This is a genomic window from Nocardioides sp. Root240 (assembly GCF_001428825.1).
In the GTDB taxonomy this organism is placed as follows: domain Bacteria; phylum Actinomycetota; class Actinomycetes; order Propionibacteriales; family Nocardioidaceae; genus Nocardioides.
Genome location: NZ_LMIT01000011.1, coordinates 378630 through 398182 on the forward strand (window position 1 = coordinate 378630; position 19553 = coordinate 398182).

Sequence of the window (19553 nt, forward strand, 5' to 3'; positions counted from 1 at the left end):
GCCGTGTCCCGCGTGCCCGTCGTCGCCCTCACCGGCCACCTCGGCGCCGGCAAGACGACCCTGCTCAACCACCTGCTGCGCCAGCCCGGCGCCCGGGTCGGCGTGGTGGTCAACGACTTCGGCGCGGTCAACGTCGACGCCGCCCTCGTCAGCGGACAGGTCGACGAGCTGGCCTCGATCGCGGGCGGCTGCCTGTGCTGCCTGGAGGACGCCGGCGGGCTCGACGACGCACTGGCGAAGCTGGCCGAGCCGAGGCGCGGGCTCGACGTGATCGTGGTCGAGGCCAGCGGGATCGCGGAGCCGGGCGCGCTCGCGCAGATGATCGTCGCGAGCAGTGCCCCGCGGATCCGGCCCGGCGGGGTCGTCGACGTGGTCGACGCCCTGGAGTACTTCGACACCGTCGACGGCGGCGGCCTGCCGCCCGCGCGCTTCGCGGTCGCGACGCTCGTGGTGCTCAACAAGTGCGACCTCGTCACCGAGGACGTGCTCGAGCGCATCGAGGCGCGGGTGCGCGAGCTGAACCCGCACGTCCACGTCGTCCGCACAACGGGCGGGGAGGTCGACCCCGCCCTGGTCTACGACGTCGCGAGCACCGACGAGCCCGAGGACGAGCTCCCCCTCGCGGCACTCCTGCGTGCCGAGCGACCGGCGGCGCAGGGCCACACCCACGCGTCGTCGGTCACGGTGACCACGACCGAGCCGGTCGATCCGGCCGCGCTCGAGGCGCTGCTCGCCGTACCCCCGCCGGGGGCGTACCGGATCAAGGGGACGGTCGCCGTGCGCTCCGGCTCACGGGTCCGCGGCCAGGTCGTGCACGTGGTCGGCCGGCAGGCCTGGGTCACGTCGTGCCCGCCGCCGGCGGAGAGCGCCCTCGTCGCGATCGGGCTCGACCTCGACCCCGAGGTCGTGCGCCCCCTGCTCGCGGCGGGACTTCGCCCCGCCCGGTGAACTAGAACACGTTATCGTTTCGCCATGAGTGCGTACGACGTGATCGTGGTCGGTTCCGGCGGCGGGGCCCTGACCGGCGCCGCCCTGGCAGCGAAGGCCGGCCTGCGGACCCTCGTCCTCGAGCGGACGCCGCTGATCGGGGGCACGTCGGCGTACTCCGGCGGCGCCTGCTGGCTCCCGGGCACCGACGTCCAGCAGCGGGCCGGGCTGCCGGACTCGACCGAGGGCGCCCGGGCCTACCTCGCCGCGGTCCTCGTGGACCCGGACCAGGAGCGGGTCGAGGCGCTGCTCGCGCACGCGCCGAAGCTGGTGGCCCAGCTCGAGGCGGACCCGCTCATGGAGTTCGAGTGGATCCCGTTCGCGGAGTACTACGACGCGCCAGGCCGGGTGCCGATGGGGCGCTCGATCCAGCCGAAGGCCATCAGCCGCGACGAGCTCGACCCGCGGGTCGACGCGATCCTGCGCCCGCCCGTCGAACGCGACCGTGCCGGCCGACCGGGCCGCTCCACGCTGTCCGGCGGCCAGGCGCTGATCGGGCGGCTCGCGGCGATGGTGCTGCGCGACGGCGGCGAGATCCGGACCGGGCACCACGTCACCGGCTTCGCGCGCGACGGCTCCGGGCGGGTCACGACCGTGCTGGCCCAGGGGCCCGACGGCCCGGTCGAGCTCACCGCGACGCGCGGCGTGCTGGTCGCCGCCGGCGGCTTCGAGGGGAGCGCCGAGCGTCGTACCGAGCACGGGACGCCGGGCCGCGCCGCCTGGTCGATGGCGCCGCGGGGCACCAACACCGGCGAGGTCATCGACGCGGCCGCCGCGATCGGTGCGGCGACGGACTGGTCAGGCGAGGGCTGGTTCTGCCCCGGCCTGCTGCAGCCCGACGGCAGCGGCACCTTCACCCTCGGCTTCCGCAGCGGCCTCATGGTCGACCAGTCCGCGCAGCGCTACGGCAACGAGTGCCTGCCCTACGACCGCTTCGGACGCGTGATGGCCGCGGCCGAGGACCGGACGCCGTCCTGGTACGTCTTCGACTCCCGCGAGGGCGGCCGCCTGCCGGCCATCGCGATGCCCGAGGGCGACCCGGCCGAGCACCTCGCCGCCGGCACCTGGGTGCAGGCCGACACCCTCGAGGAGCTCGCCGCGGCGACCGGGCTCGACGCCACGGCGCTGACCGCGACCGTCGAGCGGTTCAACGGCTTCGCGGCGTCCGGCGTCGACGAGGACTTCGGTCGCGGCGCCGACGAGTACGACACCTTCTTCGCCTCCGCCGGCAGCCCCAACAAGGCGCTGGTGCCGCTGGACCAGCCGCCGTACCTGGCCGCGCAGTTCGTGCTCTCCGACCTCGGCACCAAGGGCGGGCTCGTCACCGACGCCGCCGGGCGCGTCCTCGACGGGTCCGGTACGCCGATCGCGGGCCTCTACGCGGCGAGCAACTCGACCGCGTCGGTCTTCGGCTCGGCGTACCCGGGTCCGGGCGCGCCGCTCGGCGCGGCGATGGCCTTCGCCTCGCTCGCGGTCGAGGACATGGTCGGCAGCCTCAGCGAGAGCTGAGCCGACCGAGCACCCGCTCGGTGAAGTCGCCCAGCGCGCGGACCTGGTCGCGGGTCGCGCCCTCGAAGAAGAGGTCGCGCACCAGCTCGACGTGCGCGGGGGCGGCGGCCTCGATCGCCGCGCGTCCCTCCGGCGTCAGGTCGACGAAGGCCCCCCGGCGGTCGTCGGCGCAGTGGCGACGCTCGACGAGGCCGCGGGCCTCCATCCGCGACACCTGCTTGGAGACCCGGCTCTTCTCCCACTGGAGGCGCTCGCCGAGCTCGAACATCCGCAGCGAGCCGTCAGGAGCCACGTCGGAGGTCAGCTCGACGAGGATGGCGTAGTCGGACAGCGAGAGGCCCGTCGTGGACTGCAGCTGGCGGTTGATCGCCGCGTTCAGCTGCGCGTGCACGTCGAGGAAGCCGCGCCACGCGCGCTGCTCGTCGTCGTCCAGCCAGGTCGTCGTTTCCATCGCGCCCATTCTAGCCGAGAATGTTGACACATCCACGACTTCAGGAGCATGGTGGTTGACATGGCAACTATCGACATCGACGCGATCACCCGGGACCGGGAGCGGATCAAGAAGGAGTACCTCGCTCCCGAGGGCGAGCGGCCGGAGAGCAGCGCCCGCGGGATCCACCACGCGGCACTGCTGTCGTCCGACGTACGACGGACGGTCGAGTTCTACCAGGGCCTGCTCGAGTTCCCCCTGACCGAGATCTTCGAGAACCGCGACTACGCCGGCTCCGACCACTTCTTCTTCGACGTGGGCGTCGGCAACCTGCTGGCCTTCTTCACGCTGCCCGGCCTCGACCTCGGGCCCTACCAGGAGGTCCTCGGCGGCCACCACCACATCGCGATCTCGGTGACCCGCGAGAAGTGGGACCTGCTGCGCGCCAAGCTCGACGACGCCGGGGTCGCGTACCACCTCGAGTCGAACGCCTCGCTCTACTTCCCGGGCCCCGACGGCGAGCGGCTCGAGCTGCTGGCGGACCCGCTCGGCGAGATGTACGGCACGAAGGTGCTGTGACGCCTGCTGTGACCCGTGCTGTGACAAAGTCCACTCGTCCCGATGGGCGGCCCGATTGCGCACCGACCGGGGGCCCGGGCCTACGATCGAGCGGCTTTTGTCGACTGCTATAGGGGATTTCGTTGAGCGTCATCGAGGAAAAGTTCGACCGCTGGAAGCAGCACGAGGAGCTTGCGGAGGCGATGATCCCGATCGTCGGCAAGCTGCACCGTGAGAAGGACGTCACCATCCTCCTGCACAGCCGCTCGCTGGTGAACAAGTCGGTCATCGACATCCTCAAGACCCACCGCTACGCGCGCCAGATCGACGGCGTCGAGCTGTCGGTCGCCGACACCTTCCCCTTCCTCGAGACCATCGCCGGCCTCGACCTGGGTGCCGTGAAGATCGACCTCGCGCTCCTGATCCGCGCCTACCGCGCATCGGGCGAGGGCACCGCGATCCCCGAGTTCACCGCGGCCGCGCTGGCCGAGGCGACCGGCGACAACAAGATCGCCGGCCCGGGCTCGCAGGACGTCGTCCTCTACGGCTTCGGCCGCATCGGCCGCCTCGTCGCGCGCCTGCTCGTCGAGAAGTCCGGCTCGGGCAACGGCCTGCGCCTGCGTGCCGTCGTCGTCCGCAAGGCCAAGGGCGACGACCTGAAGAAGCGAGCCTCGCTGCTGCGCCGCGACTCGATCCACGGGGCCTTCAACGGCTCGATCACCGTGGACGAGGAGAAGAACCAGATCATCGCCAACGGCAACGTGATCCAGGTGATCTACTCGAACTCCCCCGAGGAGATCGACTACACCGAGTACGGCATCAACGACGCCATCCTCATCGACAACACCGGCATCTGGCGCGACCGCGAGGGTCTCTCGCAGCACCTGCGCCCCGGCATCGCCAAGGTCCTGCTGACCGCGCCGGGCAAGGGCGACGTCCCCAACATCGTCCACGGCGTCAACCACCTGACCGTCGACGCCTCGGAGAAGGTGCTCTCCTGCGCCTCCTGCACGACCAACGCGATCGTCCCGCCGCTGAAGGCGATGGAGGACGCGTTCGGCATCAGCCGCGGCCACGTCGAGACGGTCCACTCGTTCACGAACGACCAGAACCTGCTCGACAACTTCCACAAGGCCGACCGCCGCGGCCGCTCCGCACCGCTCAACCTGGTCATCACCGAGACCGGTGCCGCCTCGGCCGTCGCCAAGGTCCTCCCCGACCTCGACGCCAAGATCACCGGCAACTCGATCCGCGTCCCCACGCCGGACGTCTCTATCGCCATCCTGAGCCTCCAGCTCAAGCGCGAGACCACCCGCGAGGAGGTCAACGAGCACCTGCGCCAGGCCTCGCTCGTCGGCCCGCTCGCCCGCAACCTCGACTACACGACGGCCACCGACGCGGTCTCCACCGACTTCATCGGCGCCCGCGCAGCCTCGATCGTCGACGGCGGCGCCTCGATCGTCGACGGCGACTCCGCCATCCTCTACGTCTGGTACGACAACGAGTTCGGCTACTCCTGCCAGGTGCTGCGCACCGTGCAGTACATCTCGGGCGTGGAGTACCGGACCTTCCCGACCGCCTGATCGGCTTGTAACTCGGTGTCACGGAGAACCACCACGGAGTCCTGACCGGTCAGGACTCCGTGGTGGTTCACACGAACACCGAGTTACAAGCAGTGGGGCGGAGTGGGCGGCGGCCCGTCAGATGCCGCCGAGGTGGGTGACGATCTCGACCTGCAGCTCGCCGACGAGGAAGCCGAGCACGGCGCCCACGGAGATCATCAGCCACTCGTCGTCCTTGAAGATCGGGCGCATGATGCCCTCGAACTGTTCGGTCGTGAGCTCGGCCATCTTCTCGGCCAGCACGTTCTCGACGTCCAGGACCCGAGCGGCGTAGTCCTCGACCTCGGGCATCTCCGGCAGCAGCGCCAGCACGCGACGGGCGACGGTGGCCTTGGCCTGCTCGTAGCGCGCGGTGCCGATCCCGAGCGCCACCAGGACCCGGGTGGGGCCCAGCGTGCGGGCCAGCACGTCGTCGACCTCACCGTGGACCAGGGCGAAGAGGCGATCCGAGCCCCCTCCGGTCAGCACCGCCTCGAGCAGGGCCGACGGCTGGAAGAGGTCGGCCGCCATGATCCGGGCGTAGTCACGGGTGATCTGGTCGCGACTGGCGTGCAGCACGCCGTGGAAACGTCGGCCGAGGATCCGGCGCGGCGCCTGCGGGCGGAACAGCAACGTGAGCGCCACCCAGTCGCTGACGAAGCCGGTCACGAACCCGAAGACGGGCATGATCCACACGTTGTGCCACAGCGCCCACGCCACGACCTGCACCAGGCCGATGCCGAAGCCGAAGACCAGGCCGGTACGACGCAGGAAGAGCATCGAGCTTCCGGCGGTCCGGCGCATCATGTCGTTGAGCCGGTGCTTGTTGCGCACCAGCGTCGTCACCGTCAGGTAGTGGAGGTCGACGAACTGGTCGACGTCGGCCCGGATCTCGGCGAGCAGCCGGTCGACGATGCCGGGCGCTTCCTGCTGCACCCGGGAGCGCACCAGCCGCCGGACCGACTCGGGCAGCGCGTTCCATCCCCCCGGAGTGACCTGGTCGACGACCTCGCGGGCGATCTCGTCCACGGCCCGCGAGAGGGGCACCCGGAGCTCCCGCACCGCGTCGGCACCATCGATCCGGGCCAGCAGGTCCTCGGCACGCAGCAGGTTGTCGGTGAGCAGCCTGATCGTGACCGCGGCGACCTTCCCGGCGCGACGAGGGACGAGGCCCTGCCAGCCGAACGGGCCGATGCCGACATGGCGCATCGGACGGTAGAGCATCTCGATCGCGACGATCTTGGTGACGTAGCCGATGACGGCCGCGATCACCGGCATCGAGGCATACACGTACCAGTGCTCGGCGAGGTCGGCGCGGATCTCCGGCCAGGACTGGACGAGCGGGATCACCCGCTCGCCTGTCGCGACGACCACAGCTGGAGCCCGAGGTCGGACAGGACGAGTCCACCCCGGCGGATCCGTGGTCCGACGGGCCCGCGGCCGGCTGCACGGATCGCGTCGAGCACGTCGGGTTCAGCCAGCAGGACCTCGTACTCCTCGGCGCGCTCGGGGCGCTCCGGCGTGGTGGCCACCAGGCCCGAGGCGAGCAGACGCGTGACGTAGAAGGGAGTCCGGCGCACCAGCGCGACGCCCGCCTGGCGTCCGATCAGGGACGCGTTGCGCAGGCCGAGGTGGTCCTCGCCGTCGCGACGCGCTTCGACGTGCACCAGCGGGCTCCACCCCCGTGCGGCCAGCGCCGCGACGACCCTGGCCTCGTCCGGGACCAGCCCTCGCACCAGGGCGTCGAGCAGTGCGTCCCCGGCCTCCTGGGTCGACTGTGCCAACGCCTCGTCGAGAAGCGCGCCGAGCCGGTGGGCCGCCGTGGTGCCCACGGCAGGCCCGGCCAGCTCCGGCGGAGCCGACCTGGCGGCGAGGCCCAGCAGCCAGCGCCCGACGTCGTCGACGATCACCGGCGGGCCCTCAGCCGCCGACGGCCTTCTCCAGGGCCGTCAGCGCCTCATCGAGGTGGATCAGCATCCGCTGCAGGTGGGGCAGTGCGCGCCGGTCGCCGACGATGCCGAACGTCATCTGGTTGTCGTAGCGGGTCAGCGTGATGTTCATCGCCTGGGCCTCGGAGATCATCGAGACCGGGTAGATGTCGGTCATCCGCGCGCCGTTGCAGTACAACGGCTGGTCGGGGGCGGGCACGTTCGAGATGATCAGGTTGAAGGCGTGGCGCGGCAGGGCGGTGACCCCTGTCAGCGAGGAGATGATGACGCCGCCCATGATGAGCTTGCTGACGGCGAGCACCTCCGCGGCCGACATGCGCGCGTAGCGTTCCTTCGCCGCGCGGGTCTGGTCCCGGATCGACTCCAGGCGCGCGACCGGGTCGTCGCCGGCCGTGCCCAGGTCGCAGAGCATCGCTCCGAAGGCGTTGCCCTCACCGTCGGCGAAGGACTCGCCCGCTCGGCGTACCGACACCGGGACCATGGCGACCAGCGACCTGTCCGGCAGGGAGCCGAGCTCCTCGAGGTAGGCCCTCAGGGCGCCGCCCGCCATGGCGAGACCGACGTCGTTGACGGTGCTGGCGGTGGCCCTCGCCACGGCCTTGAGCCGCTCGAGCGGCCACTGGTCGCCGGCGAAGCGCCGGGCTCCCCCCACCTTGACGTTCAAGGGCGAGGGGGGTGCCTCGAAGGGGATGCGGGCACTGTCGTCACGGGCCATGTCGACCAGCGAGCGGACGGTGCTCGCGCTGCGCAGGACCGGTGCGAGGCTCAGTCCGGCACCGTGGCGAGCGGCGCGGCTGCGGCGCCGGTGGTCGGGATCGGCCGCCCACGGCGGTCGCAGGGACCGTTCGCCGGGGTCGGCGCTCAGGCTCCCGAGCACGTGTCGGGCCAGCGACATGCCATCCGCTATCGCGTGATGGGTCTTGAAGGCGGTGGCGAAGCGCCCTCCCTCGAGGCCCTCGAAGACGTGGTACTCCCACAGGGGGCGCCGCCGGTCGAGCTGGACGCCGTGCTGGACCGACACCGCCTCGAGGAGCTCGCGGACCCGGCCCTGGCCGGGCAACGCCGAGCGCCGTACGTGGTGGTCGATCTCGACCGGCTCGTCGTCGACCCAGCGCAACGTGGAGGGCGAGAGCAGGCTCCTGGCCGGGCGCCGACGGAAGACCGGCTTCAGGTCGTCGCTCGCCAGCAGCTGCTGGAAGTAGTCGCCGACCCACTGCGCCGGGTCCGCCTCGTCGGGCGGACGGAAGAGCTGCAGCGTGATGACCTGGGCGGGCCGGCCGGCGGCCTCCCCCAGCAGGAACATCGCGTCGCCGAGGGCGATATTGCTCATCGCGCGCTCAGCTCGCCACGCGGAGGACAACGAGCACGACGAGGGTGACGACGACGTAACCCTCGACCAGCAGCCTCAGCGCGAGCGGCGCGTCCCGCACCTCCATGAAGTGCAGCGCGACCAGGCGGACCTTGACGAAGGCGATGACGAGCAGCGCCAGGCCGACCGCGGTGGAGCCGCCGTGCTGCTCGAGACCCAGGACGGCGGTCAGCACCGTGGCGCCGACGAGGAACATCCAGACCGCGGTCTGGCGGTCGATGCGAACGGTCATCGCGATCACCTGATCAGGTAGAGCAACGGGAAGAGGACCAGCCACAGCAGGTCGACCATGTGCCAGTAGATGCCGCCGCACTCCACGAACCTGCGCTGACCCTCGGTCGGCTCGGGTGTCCGTGCCACACGGAGCAGGAAGGCCACGACGACCGTGCCGATCACCAGGTGCGCGAGGTGGATCCCGGTGAAGACGAAGTAGTACATGAAGAAGTCGTTGGTCGCCCCCGTGTGGCCCTCACCGACGAGCAGGGAGTACTCCGCGACCTTGATCGCCACGAACCCGAGCGCGCACACCAGGGTGAGCGCGAAGAGGCGCGACGAGGCCGCGGTGCCGTCGCCGAGTCGGCGTACGCCGTGGACGACGAGGAGCGAGCCGGTCAGCAGCAGGGCGGTGTTGACGATGCCGAGCCACGGGTGCAGGTGCTGCTGCGCCGCGTCGAACATCGCAGGGTCCTGACCGCGGGTGACGGCGATGGTGCCGAAGAACAGGGCGAAGATCGCCATGTCGCCGAGGATGAAGACCCACAGCCCCTCCTCGCCGGGGATCCGGCCGCCGCGGCGGGGTGCCGGCGACCCGGACCCCGGCGGCGCGTGCAGCGTCGCCATCACGTCCGTACCCATCCGTGCACCTCCACGCCGGCGACCATAACTAGACTTATCTTTTTTAGTCTAGGCTAGATCCTCATGGAGAGGCAACCGTCTGCCGACAGCCCGCGGCCCGACACCCCCGGCCACGTGCTGCTGCTGCACGGCATGGGCTGCGGCCCCTGGGTCTGGCGCGACGTCACGGCAGCGCTGCCGGCGCACCTGACGCCGGTGGCGGCGACGATCGCGGGACACCGCGGCGGGACCCGCCTCGAGCGGCGAGCCGACCGGCGCGCCCCGGACCAGATGCTCGACGACCTCGAGCGTCAGCTCGACGACCTCGGCCTGGCGAGGGTGCACGTGGTCGGGAACTCGCTCGGCGGCTGGCTGGCCCTGCGCCTGGCCGAGCGGGGCCGGGCGCTCAGCGCCCTCTGCCTGGCGCCGGCCGGAGGGTGGCGACCCGGGTCGCTCGGCGAGCGGATGGTCGTCTCGCGCTTCGTGGTCGGCCACCGGTTCGCCCGTCGGGTCGCCCGCAGCCCGCGTCTGCTCCGCAGCGCCGGCTTCCGCCGCACCATGATGGCGCCGGTCGCCCACCAGCCCGCCCGCATCCCGTACGAGGACGCGGTCACCTTCGTCAGCGACCTCGCCGACTGCCAGGCGCTGCGGGCCGCCATCGGCCATCCCGAGGCCCGCGAGCTCGACGCGATCCTCCGGCTCGGCGCGCCGACGACGATCGCCTGGTCCGGCGACGACAAGGTCCTGTCGGGGCCGTGGGCGCGGGAAGGCTTCGCCCACCTCGGGGCCGACGAGATCACGGTGCCCGGAGTGGGTCACCTGCCGATGCTCGACGACCCCCGAGGCGTGGCGGCGCTGGTCGCTGCGCGCGTCAGCGGGTCTCTGCCGCCAGGACGGACAGCCTCCCGAGCTGGCTGACCCGCTCGGCGGGCTCGTCCGCGAGGGAGTTGAGCAGCAGGGTGCGCACGCCCGCATCCCAGAACTCCCGCAGCTGTCGCCGCAGCGAGTCCTCGTCGCCGATCAGGGTGACCGCCTCCACCAGCTCGTCCGGTACGGCGGCAGCTGCCTCCGCCTTCCGGCCGGACAGGTAGAGGTCCTGGATCTCCTTGGCCTCGGCCTCGTAGCCGTAGCGGCAGGCGAGCTGGTTGTAGAAGTTCTTGTCCCGCGCACCCATGCCGCCGACGTAGAGGGCGAGCTGGTTGCGGACCGACTGCAGCGCCTCGGGCGACGGCTCGCCGAGGTGGTAGTGGACCTGGAGCTGGATGTCGAGCTCGCCGAGGCCCGGGTCGCGCTTCGAGAAGCCCTCCTCGAGCGCCTCTCCCCACGCCTGCTGCGCCTTCTGGGGGTGGAAGAACAGCGGCTGCCAGCCGTTGGCGAGCTCGGCGACCAGGGCGACGTTCTTCGGGCCCAGGGCCGCGACGGAGATCGGGATCTCGCTGCGAAGGGGGTGGTTGATGATCTTCAGCGGCTTCCCGAGACCGGAGCCACCGTCCTCCTTGGTCAGCGGCACCGTGTAGTGCTTGCCGCGGAACTCGACCGGCTGGCGCTGCCACACCTGCCGGCACACCTCGATCACCTCGCGTGTGCGGCCCAGCGGGGCGTCGTACTTGACGCCGTGGAAGCCCTCGATGACCTGCGGCCCGGAGGCGCCGAGGCCGAGGATGAAGCGACCGTCGGAGACGAAGTCCAGGCCCGCCGCGGTCATCGCCGTCAGCGACGGGGTCCGGGTGTAGATCTGGAAGATGCTCGACATCAGCTGCAGCTTCTCGGTCTTCGCGGCGATGTAGCCGAGCTGGCTCACCGCGTCGAAGGAGTAGGCCTCCGCGACGCCGACCAGCTCGAGGCCGTTGCGCTCGTACTCCTGCAACAGCTCGACCGTCTCCGCGAAGCCGCCCGAGTAGTCGATGATCATTCCGAGGCGCATGGCGCTCCTTCTGCGTCGTACCGGTTGGTGAGGATCATCCTGCCGCACCCGCGACCGCGAGGTCCTCGACCTCGAGGCGGCGCAGCGCGTGCCACGTGAACCAGGTACCGAGGGCGGTGAAGGCGAAGAACTCGACGAAGACCACCCAGAAGCTGATCCCACCGTGCCAGGCGAACAGGCCCTTCTCCACGAACGGCATCACCGTCAGTGGCACGTAGCAGAACGCGGTGAAGAAGGAGAGATAGGCGAACCAGCGCGGGTACAGGCCCTGCGTGCGCCGATCCCGCAGGATCGCGACGCCGAGGGCGACGCTCTGCAGGGCAGAGCAGACGAACGTCGTGTCGAAGAACATCCAGCCGAAGTCGTAGAGGGTCTGCACCATCTCCGGGGAGCGGTCCTCGACCCGGAAGGCCGCCGTGATCCAGATGGTGGCGGGCGTGAAGGTCACCAGCCCGGTGAGCAGGCCGCCGATGACCTGGATGCCGGCGAGCGGCCCCATCGGGCCCTCGATCCGCCCGATGACCTTGGAGATCGCCACGCTCCACGTCACGTAGAACGGACCGGCGAAGGCCATCATCACCATGCCGAGCGTGAGGCCGGTCTGGTGCTCGACGAAGTAGGCGTGGATCTCCTGGGCGCTCCAGTCCTCGCCCGGCGGCGGCCAGAAACCGGCGAACACGGCGAAGCCGAGCAGGCCGAACAGGCAGTAGGACCCGACGAGCAGCAGGGACACGCGCAGGGTGACGTAGTCCCCGTGCACCAGGTCGCGGTCGACGTTCGTACGGGGTTGCGTGGTCAGCACTTCGACACGTCGCCTTCTCGTCGGGCAGGGTCGTTCGGGCACGGCAGGTTCCGGGCGCCGCGGACGCCGCGTGGGTCGTTGTGGGGTGCTGTGCAGTAGATGAGCGGCGTGCGTCGGGGCGAGTTGTCGAAGGGCGAGGCCCAGTCCTTGCCGGGCAGGGCGCCCTGGACGCACTCGGGGGGCTTGTTGACATTCGCCACGGTGAGGCGCACCTCGTGCGTGGCGCTGTCGGGCAGGGTGACCGACTGCACGATGGAGGCGGCGAGGGGGTAGTCGCTCAGGGTCTGGGCGAGGTGGGCGTTGTAGGTCCGCAGCACCGCGAGCACGGGATTGGTGCGCGCCAGGAGCACGGGCAGCGAGACTGAGAGGTCGTCCAGGAAGGCGAGGGTCTGCTGGCTGAAGCCGGGTCCGCCCTCCAGGAGCCCACGCAGGTCCTCGTCCCCGGAACGGAGCTCGGTCGTGACCTGGTCGAGGCTGGCCGTCAACCGCCGGATGCCGTCGCCCTCCCCGTTGACGGTGGCCAGCACCGGGCCGACCTGGCGGAGCAGGGCCGCGGTGGGACGGAAGTTGACGTCCGCCTCGGCGATGAGGCGCGAGCTCGCGTCGAGGATGGTCTGCAGGTCGCCGGCGCGGCCGGCGAGGGCCGCGCCGCTCTCGTCGACCAGCTGGGACAGCTTCTTCTCGTCGAGGCTGGCGACGAGCGCCTGCACGTTGTCGAGCACGGGGCCGATCTCGACGGGGTACGACGTGCGGTCGACGGGGATGCGGTCGCCGTCAGCCAGTGCCGGACCGCTGCTCGCCGCCTCCCGAGGCGGGACGAGCGAGACGTACTGCTCGCCCACTGCGGAGCGGCTGTGGATCTCGGCGGTGACCTCGGCGGGGACCTCGACGTCGTCGACCAGGCTCAGCTCGGCGACGAGATGGTCACCCGAGAGCTCCAGGTCCTCGACCTTGCCCACGGGGTGGCCGAGGTAGACGACCTCGGCACCGGGGTAGAGGCCCGCCGCCTGCGCGAACTCGACCTGCACGGTGTGGCGGCCGATGCCGAGCTGTTCGGGCACCCGCAGGAAGGAGACCGCGAGCACGACCGTGCCGACGACGGCGGCGATGCTGAACGCGATCAGCTGCTTCTTGATGATCGGGGCCGCGCCCTTGAGCAGGACCGTCATCGTCCACCTGCCTTGTTGGTGCCGAGGAGGCCGCCGAGGAGCTCGGTCAGGCTGCTGGCGGGACCAGAGCTGCCCGTGCTGCCCGCGCCGGCCCCGGAGCCCTTCGGGGAACCCTTCGTCGAGCCCTGGGCACCACCCGTCGTGAGTCCGGCCAGGAGGCCCGACACGCCGGGGAGGAGTCCGCCGAGAAGGTTGCCCAGGTCGGGGAGACCGGGCAGACCGGGCACCCCGATCGATCCGTCGGGCCGGATGAACCCGTTCAGCAGGGAGGAGTTCGTCAGGTCGAGCGTGAGCGCGAGGTTGCAGTAGTCGCCGCGGCAGGCGTTCTGCACCGTCTCGGGGGCGAACGGGAAGGTGACGGCGAACCCCAGTGCGGAGACCGCGGAGTTCCCGGCGGCCCTGATCGACTGCAGCACGGGCACGAGGTCCTGGAGGTCCGCGACGAGGTCGTCCTTGACCCGGCCCACGAGGGGGGTCGCGACCTCGCTCAGGCGGGTCAGGGCGACCAGCGCCCTGGTCAGGTCGGGCCGGTTGCGGGCCAGGACGTCGAGCGCCGGGCCGATCTCGTCGAGGGCCGCGGTGATGGTGCCGCGGTCCCGGGCGAAACGCTGGGAGAGCCGGGCGACGTCGCGCACCGCGGTGAGGATCTCGCCGCGCTGTCCGTCGAGGGTGCCGACGAAGGAGTCCAGCCGGGGCAACAGGTCGGCGACGGCCCGGTCGTTGCCGCCGAGGACCTTGTTGAGCTCAACGGTGATGGTGGAGAGCTGCTCGAGCCCGCCACCGTTGAGCGCGAGCGACGCCGCGGAGAGCACCTGCTCGGTCGAGGGGTAGGCACGGCCGTGCTCGAGCGGGATGCGGTCGCCGCTGCGCAGCGCTCCCTCCGCCCGCGCGGGGGCGGTGAGCTCGACGTAGGCCGAGCCGAGGAGGGTGTTGACGCCGACCTTCGCCAGGGCGTTGGCAGGCAGGTCGACGTCGCGCTCGAGGCTGAGGTCGGCCACTGCGTGCCAGTTCTCGACCCGTACCGCGGTCACGGTGCCGACGGCGATGTCGTCGACCTTGACCTGGGCGTTGGGGGTGAGGGTGCCCACGTCGGGGAGCTCGACGGTGACCTTGATCGCGTCGTCACCGGTGCCCTTGCCTCCGGGCAGGGCCATCGAGTCGATGCCGTCGAACTTGCAGCCCGACAGCAGCAGCAGGCCGACCAGGAGGACCAGTCCCAGCCTGCGCAGGGAGGGTGGTCTCATGCGGCACCTCCGGCGATGAGGAGCAGGAGCGCGTCCAGGAGCTTCTGCGACTGCGGGTTGTCCACGACCTTGCCGAGGAGGTCGCCGAGGAGCCGGTTGCAGAGCTTCTCGGCGCCGGCCTCGTCGGCCCCCGCCGCGCCGCCGATGGCACCGCAGATGAGCTGGCCCGGCGAGTGGATGTTGGCGCCGGTGAGGTTGACCCCGACGGCATTCTGACCCTGGTGGTAGGACTCGGTGAGGTTGGCCAGCGCGTTGGGCGCGACGTGGAGGATCTGTGCGAGGTCTCCCTGTTGCTTGTTGACGACCTGGACCAGGTCGGACAGGCGGGTGACCGCGGTGTCGAGGCCCTTGCGGTTGTCGCGGATGAAGGTCTCGACGTCGCCGACGGCGCCGCTGAGGTTTCTCAGCGCGCTGCGGACCAGGTGCTTGTCGTCGGCCAGCATCGCCGAGACGGCGTCCAGGTTGCGGATGAACTGGGCCATCTGGCCGTCGCTCTCGGCCAGGGCAGCGACGAAGACCTGCAGGTTGCGCACGACGGAGAAGGCGTCGTCGGCGCCGTCGTCCAGCACCCCGACCGCCGTGGAGAGGTCGGCGATGGTCTGGTTGATCTTCGTGCCCTGCCCGTCGAGGGCAGCGGCCCCGGCGTCGACCAGGTCGGAGAGCGCACCCTTCTTGTTCGCTCCCCGCGGGCCCAGCGCCTCGGCCAGGCCGTTGAGCTGGTCCTTGATCTGGTCCCACTCCACCGGGACGGCGGTGTCCTTCAGCGCGATGGTCGCTCCGTCGGCCAGCTGCGCGCCACCGTCGTAGCGAGGCGTCAGCTGGAGGTAACGGCTGCTGACCAGCGAAGGAGCCACGATGACGGCCTTGGCGCCCTTGGGGATCTTCACGTCCGCGTCGACGTGGAACGCGACCCGGACCTTGCCGTTCTGGGGATCGATGCTGTCGATCTTCCCAACCGGTACGCCGAGCACCCGCACCTCGTCGCCGGCGTAGACCCCGTCGGTGCTGGGGAACCACGCCACGAGGTCGGTCCGCTCACGGTCGCGGAACCCGACGGTGAGCACCAGCACGGCGAGGACCGCCAGCGCCAGCAGGATCCGCAGGCGGGGAGAGCCCAGCACACGACGCACGGGGGTGGGCATGGAGTGGCTCATCGCTGCCCCGCCTTTCCGAGCAGGCCGCTCAGGTCGATGCCGGACAGCCCCAGCTCGCCGAGATCGGGTTGGAGCAGGTTGCCGGGCAGCAGGTTGCCCAGGTAGGCGGAGAAGAACTCGCCGCTGGAGACCACTTCGCCGAGGCCGGTGGCGTAGACCGACAGTCCGCGCAGGGTCTCGCTGATGTTGGACTTGTTGGCCTGCAAGGTCGCGATCACCTTGTTCAGCTCCTTCAGCGCCGGTCCGATGGTGTCGTCGTTGTCGGCGACCAGGCCGCGGAGCTCGGTGGCCATCGCGGACAGGTTGGTCAGCAGCGCGGAGATGTCCTCGCGACGCTTGAGCAGCTCGGTGAAGAGCGTGTTGCCGTCCCTCATCAACGCCGTCAGGTCTCCGCTGCGATCAGCCAGGATGTCGCTGAACTGGTCGGCGTTCGCGAGCAGGCTGCGCAGGGAGTCGTCGCGACTGCTGATGGTCTGCGAGAGCCGGCTCATCCCGGTGATCGCATTGCTCAGCTCCGGGGTCGCGCCCTGCAGCGTTCCGGCGACCGTCTCCAGCGCGGAGGCGACCTGGTCGACGTCGATGTCCTGCGCCTCCTGCTGGAGGTCGGTCAGGGCGTCGTTGACGTCGTAGGGGACGCTCGCCCGTTCCATCGGGATCTGCGCCCCCTCCGCGAGGGCACCGTCGCCGTGCGAGGTGAGGACGAGCGCCTTGTCCCCCAGGACCGTCTCGACGCTGACGGCGGCCGTCGTCTTGTCGCCGAGGTCGATGTCGGTCTCGGTGAGCGCGAAGTCCACCCGGACGCCCTTGCCGTCCAGCTCCACCGTCCCGACGCGGCCGACGGTGAGTCCGCTGACACGCACCGGGTCCCCCTGCTTGATGCCGGCGGCCTCGGGCAGCATCACGCTGTACTTGCGGCCGAAGAGGCCCACGATGCCGTTGATGTTGAGGACGACGAGCACCATCACCAGCAGGGCCACCACGACCACCAGCCCCAGCGGGAGCGGGTTGCGCTCGCGGAACATCTTCATCGCCATCAGCTGTTCCCCATCCTTCGGCCACCCATCAGTTGCATCGTTCGAGCTGGCTGCGCACGACCGGGGTGCGGATCGTCTTGCCGCCCGGGCCACTGATCGCGACCTGGGCCGAGCAGAGGTAGAAGTTGAAGATGTTGCCGTGCGAGGCGATCCGGTCCAGCGTCTGGTAGGCGCCCGGCAGCGAGGCCAGCACCTTGTTGAGGGTCCTGGTGTTGGTGTTCAACAGCTTCGCGAGGTCCTTGACCGCGATCACGGTCTGCTTGAACGGCTCCCGGCCCTCGTGGAACAGGTCGGCCAGCGTCGCGGCCATCTGGTTGATCGAGGTCACCGACGCGGCGATGGGGTCCTTGTCCTTCGCCAGGCCCGAGACCAGGGTCCGGAACTTCCCGATGGTCTGCCGCAGCTGGGCGTCACGGGAGTCCAGGCTGCCCAGCAGGACGTCGAGGTTGTCGATCAGCGACGTGATGGCCTTGCCGTCGTCGGCCAGGCCGTTGGTCAGGCTCCCGGTCCTCGCGAGCAACGACTCCACCGTTCCGCCGCGCCCCTGCAGGGTCGCGATCAGGTTCGATGCGAGCTCGTTGACCTGCCCCGGCTCCAGACCCCGGAAGAGCGGGCGGAAGCCGTTGAGCAGTACGTCGAGGTCCAGTGCCGGCGTCGTACGGTCGACCGGGATGGTGGCGCCGGCCGCGAGCGGAGCGCCCTCACCGGGCGGCTGCTGCAGCTCGAGGTACCGGTCCCCCAGCAGGTTCTCGTAGCGCACCAGCACCTGCGTCGCATCGGTCAGTGGCTGGTCCTCCTCGACGTGGAAGGCCACCTCGACCAGGTTCTCGCCCCCGTCCGCGACGGACAGTCCGTCGACCTGGCCGACCCGCACCCCGGCGACGCGGACCACGTCGCCGGCCTCGAGCCCGCTCGCGTCGGCCATCACCACGCGGTAGTCCTTGGTCGGCCCCAGCCGGGTCTCGCCGAGCGTGAGGTAGAGCAGCACGAGGATCAACGCTCCGACCGTGGCGAACACGGCCAGCCGGATCGCGTCAGCACGAACGTTCACTGCGGGGTTCCTCGCTCCGGGACGGGGACCTGGCTGGGCTTGAGGCGAGGCAGGCCGTGGCAGTCGGGCCCACGGCCCTGTGGGTAGCCCGGCAGGTCGTTCGGGAAGGTGTAGCGGGACAGCTCCGAACGGACGCTGACCAACGCCCGCAGGGTGGCGTCGGTGCCTCCGATCACCTTCGCCATCGCCTGGCGCGTCACGTCCATGCCCTGGAGGAAGCAGGGCAGCTCGGTGGAGTAGGCCCGCAGGGTGGCGGCCGTGGGACGGGCCGAGGCCAGCAGGGTGGCGAGCGCATCGCCGTTCTCCCCCAGCAGGTTCTCCGCCCTGCCGCCGAGGAGGGAGAGGTCGACCAGCACCCGCGCCAGCGCCTTCTGCTCGTCGTTCACGGTGCCGGCCGTGACCGTGGCGTTGCGCAGGATCTCCAGCAGCGCCGGAGAGACCTCCACGGCGAGCCGAGCGAACCGGGCCACCTCGTGCAGGTCGCGCCGCAGCTGCGGCAGCAGCGGCTCCAGCCGCGTCAGGTAGGCATCGGCCTCGGCCGCGACCGACGCGATGTCGTCGCCGCGCCCCGACAGCGTCTGCGCCAGCACCGTCAACGTGCCGTTCAGGCTCGCGATGTCCACGCCGCTCAGCACCCGGTCCAGGCCGTCGAACACGGTGTTGATCTCGGTGGTCACCCCCGAGGCCTTGATGGTCGAGCCGTCGGCCAGGACCCCGCCAGCGGCACCCTTGGCGGCGGGCACCAGCTCGACGTACTTCGCGCCGAAGACGGTGGTGGCCCGGATCTCGCCGACCACGTCGGCGGGGATGTCGTGGATCTTGTCGCGGTCGATCTCCAGCACGATGCGCACACCGTCACCGGCACGCTCGACCGAGCCCACCCGGCCGACCTCGACACCGCGCAGCTTCACCTTGCCGCCCGGGTCCATCACCAGGCCGGCACGCGAGGTCTCCAGGGTGACCTCCGCGGGGTTCGCGAACGCGCGGTTGTACAACGCCGCCGTCACCGCGACCGCCGTGGCGATCACCAGCACCAGGCCGATCCCGGCCAGGCGCAGGGTGCGCGGGCTCGTCACTCTGCTCATCAGGTCAGCCGCCCAGGTGGAAGGTGTTGAAGTTGGAGTAGATGGCCATCGCGATCAGCAGGTTGACGATCATCACGCCCGAGAGGGACGCCCGCACCGAGCGGCCGACGGCCTCGCCCACACCGGCCGGTCCGCCGGTGGCGTTGTAGCCGTAGAAGGTGTGCACGAGCATCACCACGATCACCATCCCGAGCACCTGCACGTAGGAGAAGACGATGTCCATGGGGTGCAGGTAGAGGAAGAAGTAGTGGCTGAAGTTGCCGCCGCCGACGTCGTAGAAGAAGACGAGGAGCAGGTAGTCGGCAAGGAAGCCGCCGAGCGTCGCGAACACGTAGAGCGGAGTGATCACGATCATCCCCGCGGTGACGCGCGTCGTCGCGAGGTAGGGCAGCGAGGGGATCGCCATCACCTCGATCGCGTCGATCTCCTCGCTGATCCGCATCGCGCCGAGCTGCGAGGTGGTCGCGGCGCCGAGCGTCACCGACAGGGCGACCCCGGCCAGGAGGGGGGTCGAGAGCCGGGCGGTGAAGAACGCAGCCAACAACGGGCTCAGCGACCCGACGCCCAGGCTCGACGACGACTCGAAGCCCTGGGCGGCCGCCACGGCGCCGGCGAAGAAGGTGATCGAGGCGACGATCACGACCGAGCCACCGACGAGCGCCAGGGCGCCGGTGCCGGTGCCGAGCTCGGCGATCAGCTTGACGATCTCGCCAGGGTGCCGGCGCAGCGCCCTCGGGATCCCGCCCAGCACGCGGGCGTAGAAGAGGCCCTGGGTGCCGATCGAGTCCAGCGCACGCAACGGCGCGCGACGGATCGCCTCGAGCTTGGGAGCAACGGAAGACATCTCGGAGCC

20 protein-coding genes are annotated in these 19553 nt (G+C 70.7%); 5 read left to right on the top strand and 15 right to left on the bottom strand.

The genetic code is table 11. The features are described 5' to 3' along the window. The first annotated feature begins 3 nt into the window (after positions 1–3). On the top strand, positions 4–948 hold the full coding sequence (locus tag ASE20_RS15835; protein ID WP_056895518.1) for a CobW family GTP-binding protein: 945 nt from the start codon (positions 4–6) through the stop codon (positions 946–948). 24 nt (positions 949–972) lie between these two features. Then, positions 973–2496: an FAD-dependent oxidoreductase gene (locus ASE20_RS15840; protein ID WP_056895519.1), complete on the top strand. Its 1524-nt coding sequence runs from the start codon at positions 973–975 to the stop codon at positions 2494–2496. Here the strand turns inward: ASE20_RS15840 and ASE20_RS15845 are convergent. Continuing rightward, entirely contained in the window at positions 2483–2947 is a 465-nt protein-coding gene (locus ASE20_RS15845) for a MarR family winged helix-turn-helix transcriptional regulator (protein ID WP_056895646.1), read from the bottom strand. The two genes, ASE20_RS15840 and ASE20_RS15845, sit on opposite strands and share 14 nt — an antisense overlap. Before the next feature lie 60 nt (positions 2948–3007). Here ASE20_RS15845 and ASE20_RS15850 point away from each other — a divergent pair, with 60 nt between their 5' ends. Together ASE20_RS15850 and ASE20_RS15855 are read left to right on the top strand one after the other, a co-directional pair. Next, positions 3008–3505, top strand: coding sequence for a VOC family protein (locus tag ASE20_RS15850; RefSeq protein WP_056895520.1), 498 nt, complete (start codon positions 3008–3010; stop codon positions 3503–3505). 122 nt (positions 3506–3627) lie between these two features. Beyond that, positions 3628–5067, top strand: coding sequence for a glyceraldehyde-3-phosphate dehydrogenase (locus ASE20_RS15855; RefSeq protein WP_082612477.1), 1440 nt, complete (start codon positions 3628–3630; stop codon positions 5065–5067). A gap of 117 nt (positions 5068–5184) precedes the next feature. On the opposite strand, the gene ASE20_RS15860 is transcribed toward ASE20_RS15855, so the two are convergent. Genes ASE20_RS15860 through ASE20_RS15880 form a run of 5 tightly spaced genes read right to left on the bottom strand, consistent with a single transcriptional unit; the run spans position 5185 to position 9258 of the window. Beyond that, a complete protein-coding gene (locus tag ASE20_RS15860; protein ID WP_056895648.1) occupies positions 5185–6435 on the bottom strand; it encodes a DUF445 domain-containing protein in 1251 nt (416 codons plus the stop codon). Next, on the bottom strand, positions 6432–6995 hold the full coding sequence (locus ASE20_RS15865) for a hypothetical protein (protein ID WP_056895521.1): 564 nt from the start codon (positions 6993–6995) through the stop codon (positions 6432–6434). The genes ASE20_RS15860 and ASE20_RS15865 overlap by 4 nt, the downstream gene beginning before the upstream one ends. Before the next feature lie 10 nt (positions 6996–7005). After that, entirely contained in the window at positions 7006–8364 is a 1359-nt protein-coding gene (locus ASE20_RS15870; RefSeq protein ID WP_056895522.1) for a WS/DGAT/MGAT family O-acyltransferase, read from the bottom strand. A 7-nt stretch (positions 8365–8371) separates the two neighbouring features. Further along, positions 8372–8635 (bottom strand): cytochrome C oxidase subunit IV family protein, encoded by a 264-nt coding sequence (locus tag ASE20_RS15875; RefSeq protein ID WP_200952827.1) that lies wholly within the window; start codon positions 8633–8635, stop codon positions 8372–8374. 5 nt (positions 8636–8640) lie between these two features. Then, the gene (locus ASE20_RS15880) at positions 8641–9258 is read right to left on the bottom strand and encodes a cytochrome c oxidase subunit 3 (RefSeq protein ID WP_200952828.1); all 618 of its coding nucleotides are present in this window, start codon (positions 9256–9258) and stop codon (positions 8641–8643) included. 63 nt (positions 9259–9321) lie between these two features. Between ASE20_RS15880 and ASE20_RS15885 the strand changes: the two genes are divergently transcribed. Then, complete coding sequence (locus ASE20_RS15885) at positions 9322–10155, top strand: alpha/beta fold hydrolase (RefSeq protein ID WP_082612478.1); 834 nt, start codon at positions 9322–9324, stop codon at positions 10153–10155. Here the strand turns inward: ASE20_RS15885 and ASE20_RS15890 are convergent. The 9 genes from ASE20_RS15890 to ASE20_RS15930 are packed head-to-tail and all read right to left on the bottom strand — an operon-like array spanning position 10109 to position 19544. Continuing rightward, the gene (locus tag ASE20_RS15890) at positions 10109–11161 is read right to left on the bottom strand and encodes an LLM class F420-dependent oxidoreductase (RefSeq protein WP_056895524.1); all 1053 of its coding nucleotides are present in this window, start codon (positions 11159–11161) and stop codon (positions 10109–10111) included. The genes ASE20_RS15885 and ASE20_RS15890 overlap by 47 nt on opposite strands. Positions 11162–11195: 34 nt before the next feature. Next, on the bottom strand, positions 11196–11963 hold the full coding sequence (locus ASE20_RS15895; protein ID WP_056895525.1) for a hypothetical protein: 768 nt from the start codon (positions 11961–11963) through the stop codon (positions 11196–11198). Continuing rightward, entirely contained in the window at positions 11957–13132 is a 1176-nt protein-coding gene (locus ASE20_RS15900) for an MCE family protein (protein WP_056895526.1), read from the bottom strand. The genes ASE20_RS15895 and ASE20_RS15900 overlap by 7 nt, the downstream gene beginning before the upstream one ends. Then, complete coding sequence (locus ASE20_RS15905) at positions 13129–14376, bottom strand: MCE family protein (RefSeq protein WP_056895527.1); 1248 nt, start codon at positions 14374–14376, stop codon at positions 13129–13131. The genes ASE20_RS15900 and ASE20_RS15905 overlap by 4 nt, the downstream gene beginning before the upstream one ends. Continuing rightward, a complete protein-coding gene (locus ASE20_RS15910; RefSeq protein ID WP_056895528.1) occupies positions 14373–15518 on the bottom strand; it encodes an MCE family protein in 1146 nt (381 codons plus the stop codon). Before ASE20_RS15910 ends, ASE20_RS15905 begins: the two co-directional genes overlap by 4 nt. Before the next feature lie 8 nt (positions 15519–15526). After that, positions 15527–16564 (bottom strand): MCE family protein, encoded by a 1038-nt coding sequence (locus ASE20_RS15915; RefSeq protein WP_056895529.1) that lies wholly within the window; start codon positions 16562–16564, stop codon positions 15527–15529. Between the two features lie 28 nt (positions 16565–16592). After that, entirely contained in the window at positions 16593–17615 is a 1023-nt protein-coding gene (locus ASE20_RS15920; RefSeq protein WP_056895530.1) for an MCE family protein, read from the bottom strand. Beyond that, positions 17612–18700 carry an MCE family protein gene (locus tag ASE20_RS15925; protein WP_082612481.1) on the bottom strand — a complete coding sequence of 363 codons (1089 nt, stop codon included), beginning with the start codon at positions 18698–18700 and terminating at the stop codon, positions 17612–17614. The genes ASE20_RS15920 and ASE20_RS15925 overlap by 4 nt, the downstream gene beginning before the upstream one ends. A gap of 4 nt (positions 18701–18704) precedes the next feature. Then, on the bottom strand, positions 18705–19544 hold the full coding sequence (locus ASE20_RS15930; RefSeq protein ID WP_056895532.1) for an MlaE family ABC transporter permease: 840 nt from the start codon (positions 19542–19544) through the stop codon (positions 18705–18707). Positions 19545–19553: the final 9 nt, after the last annotated feature.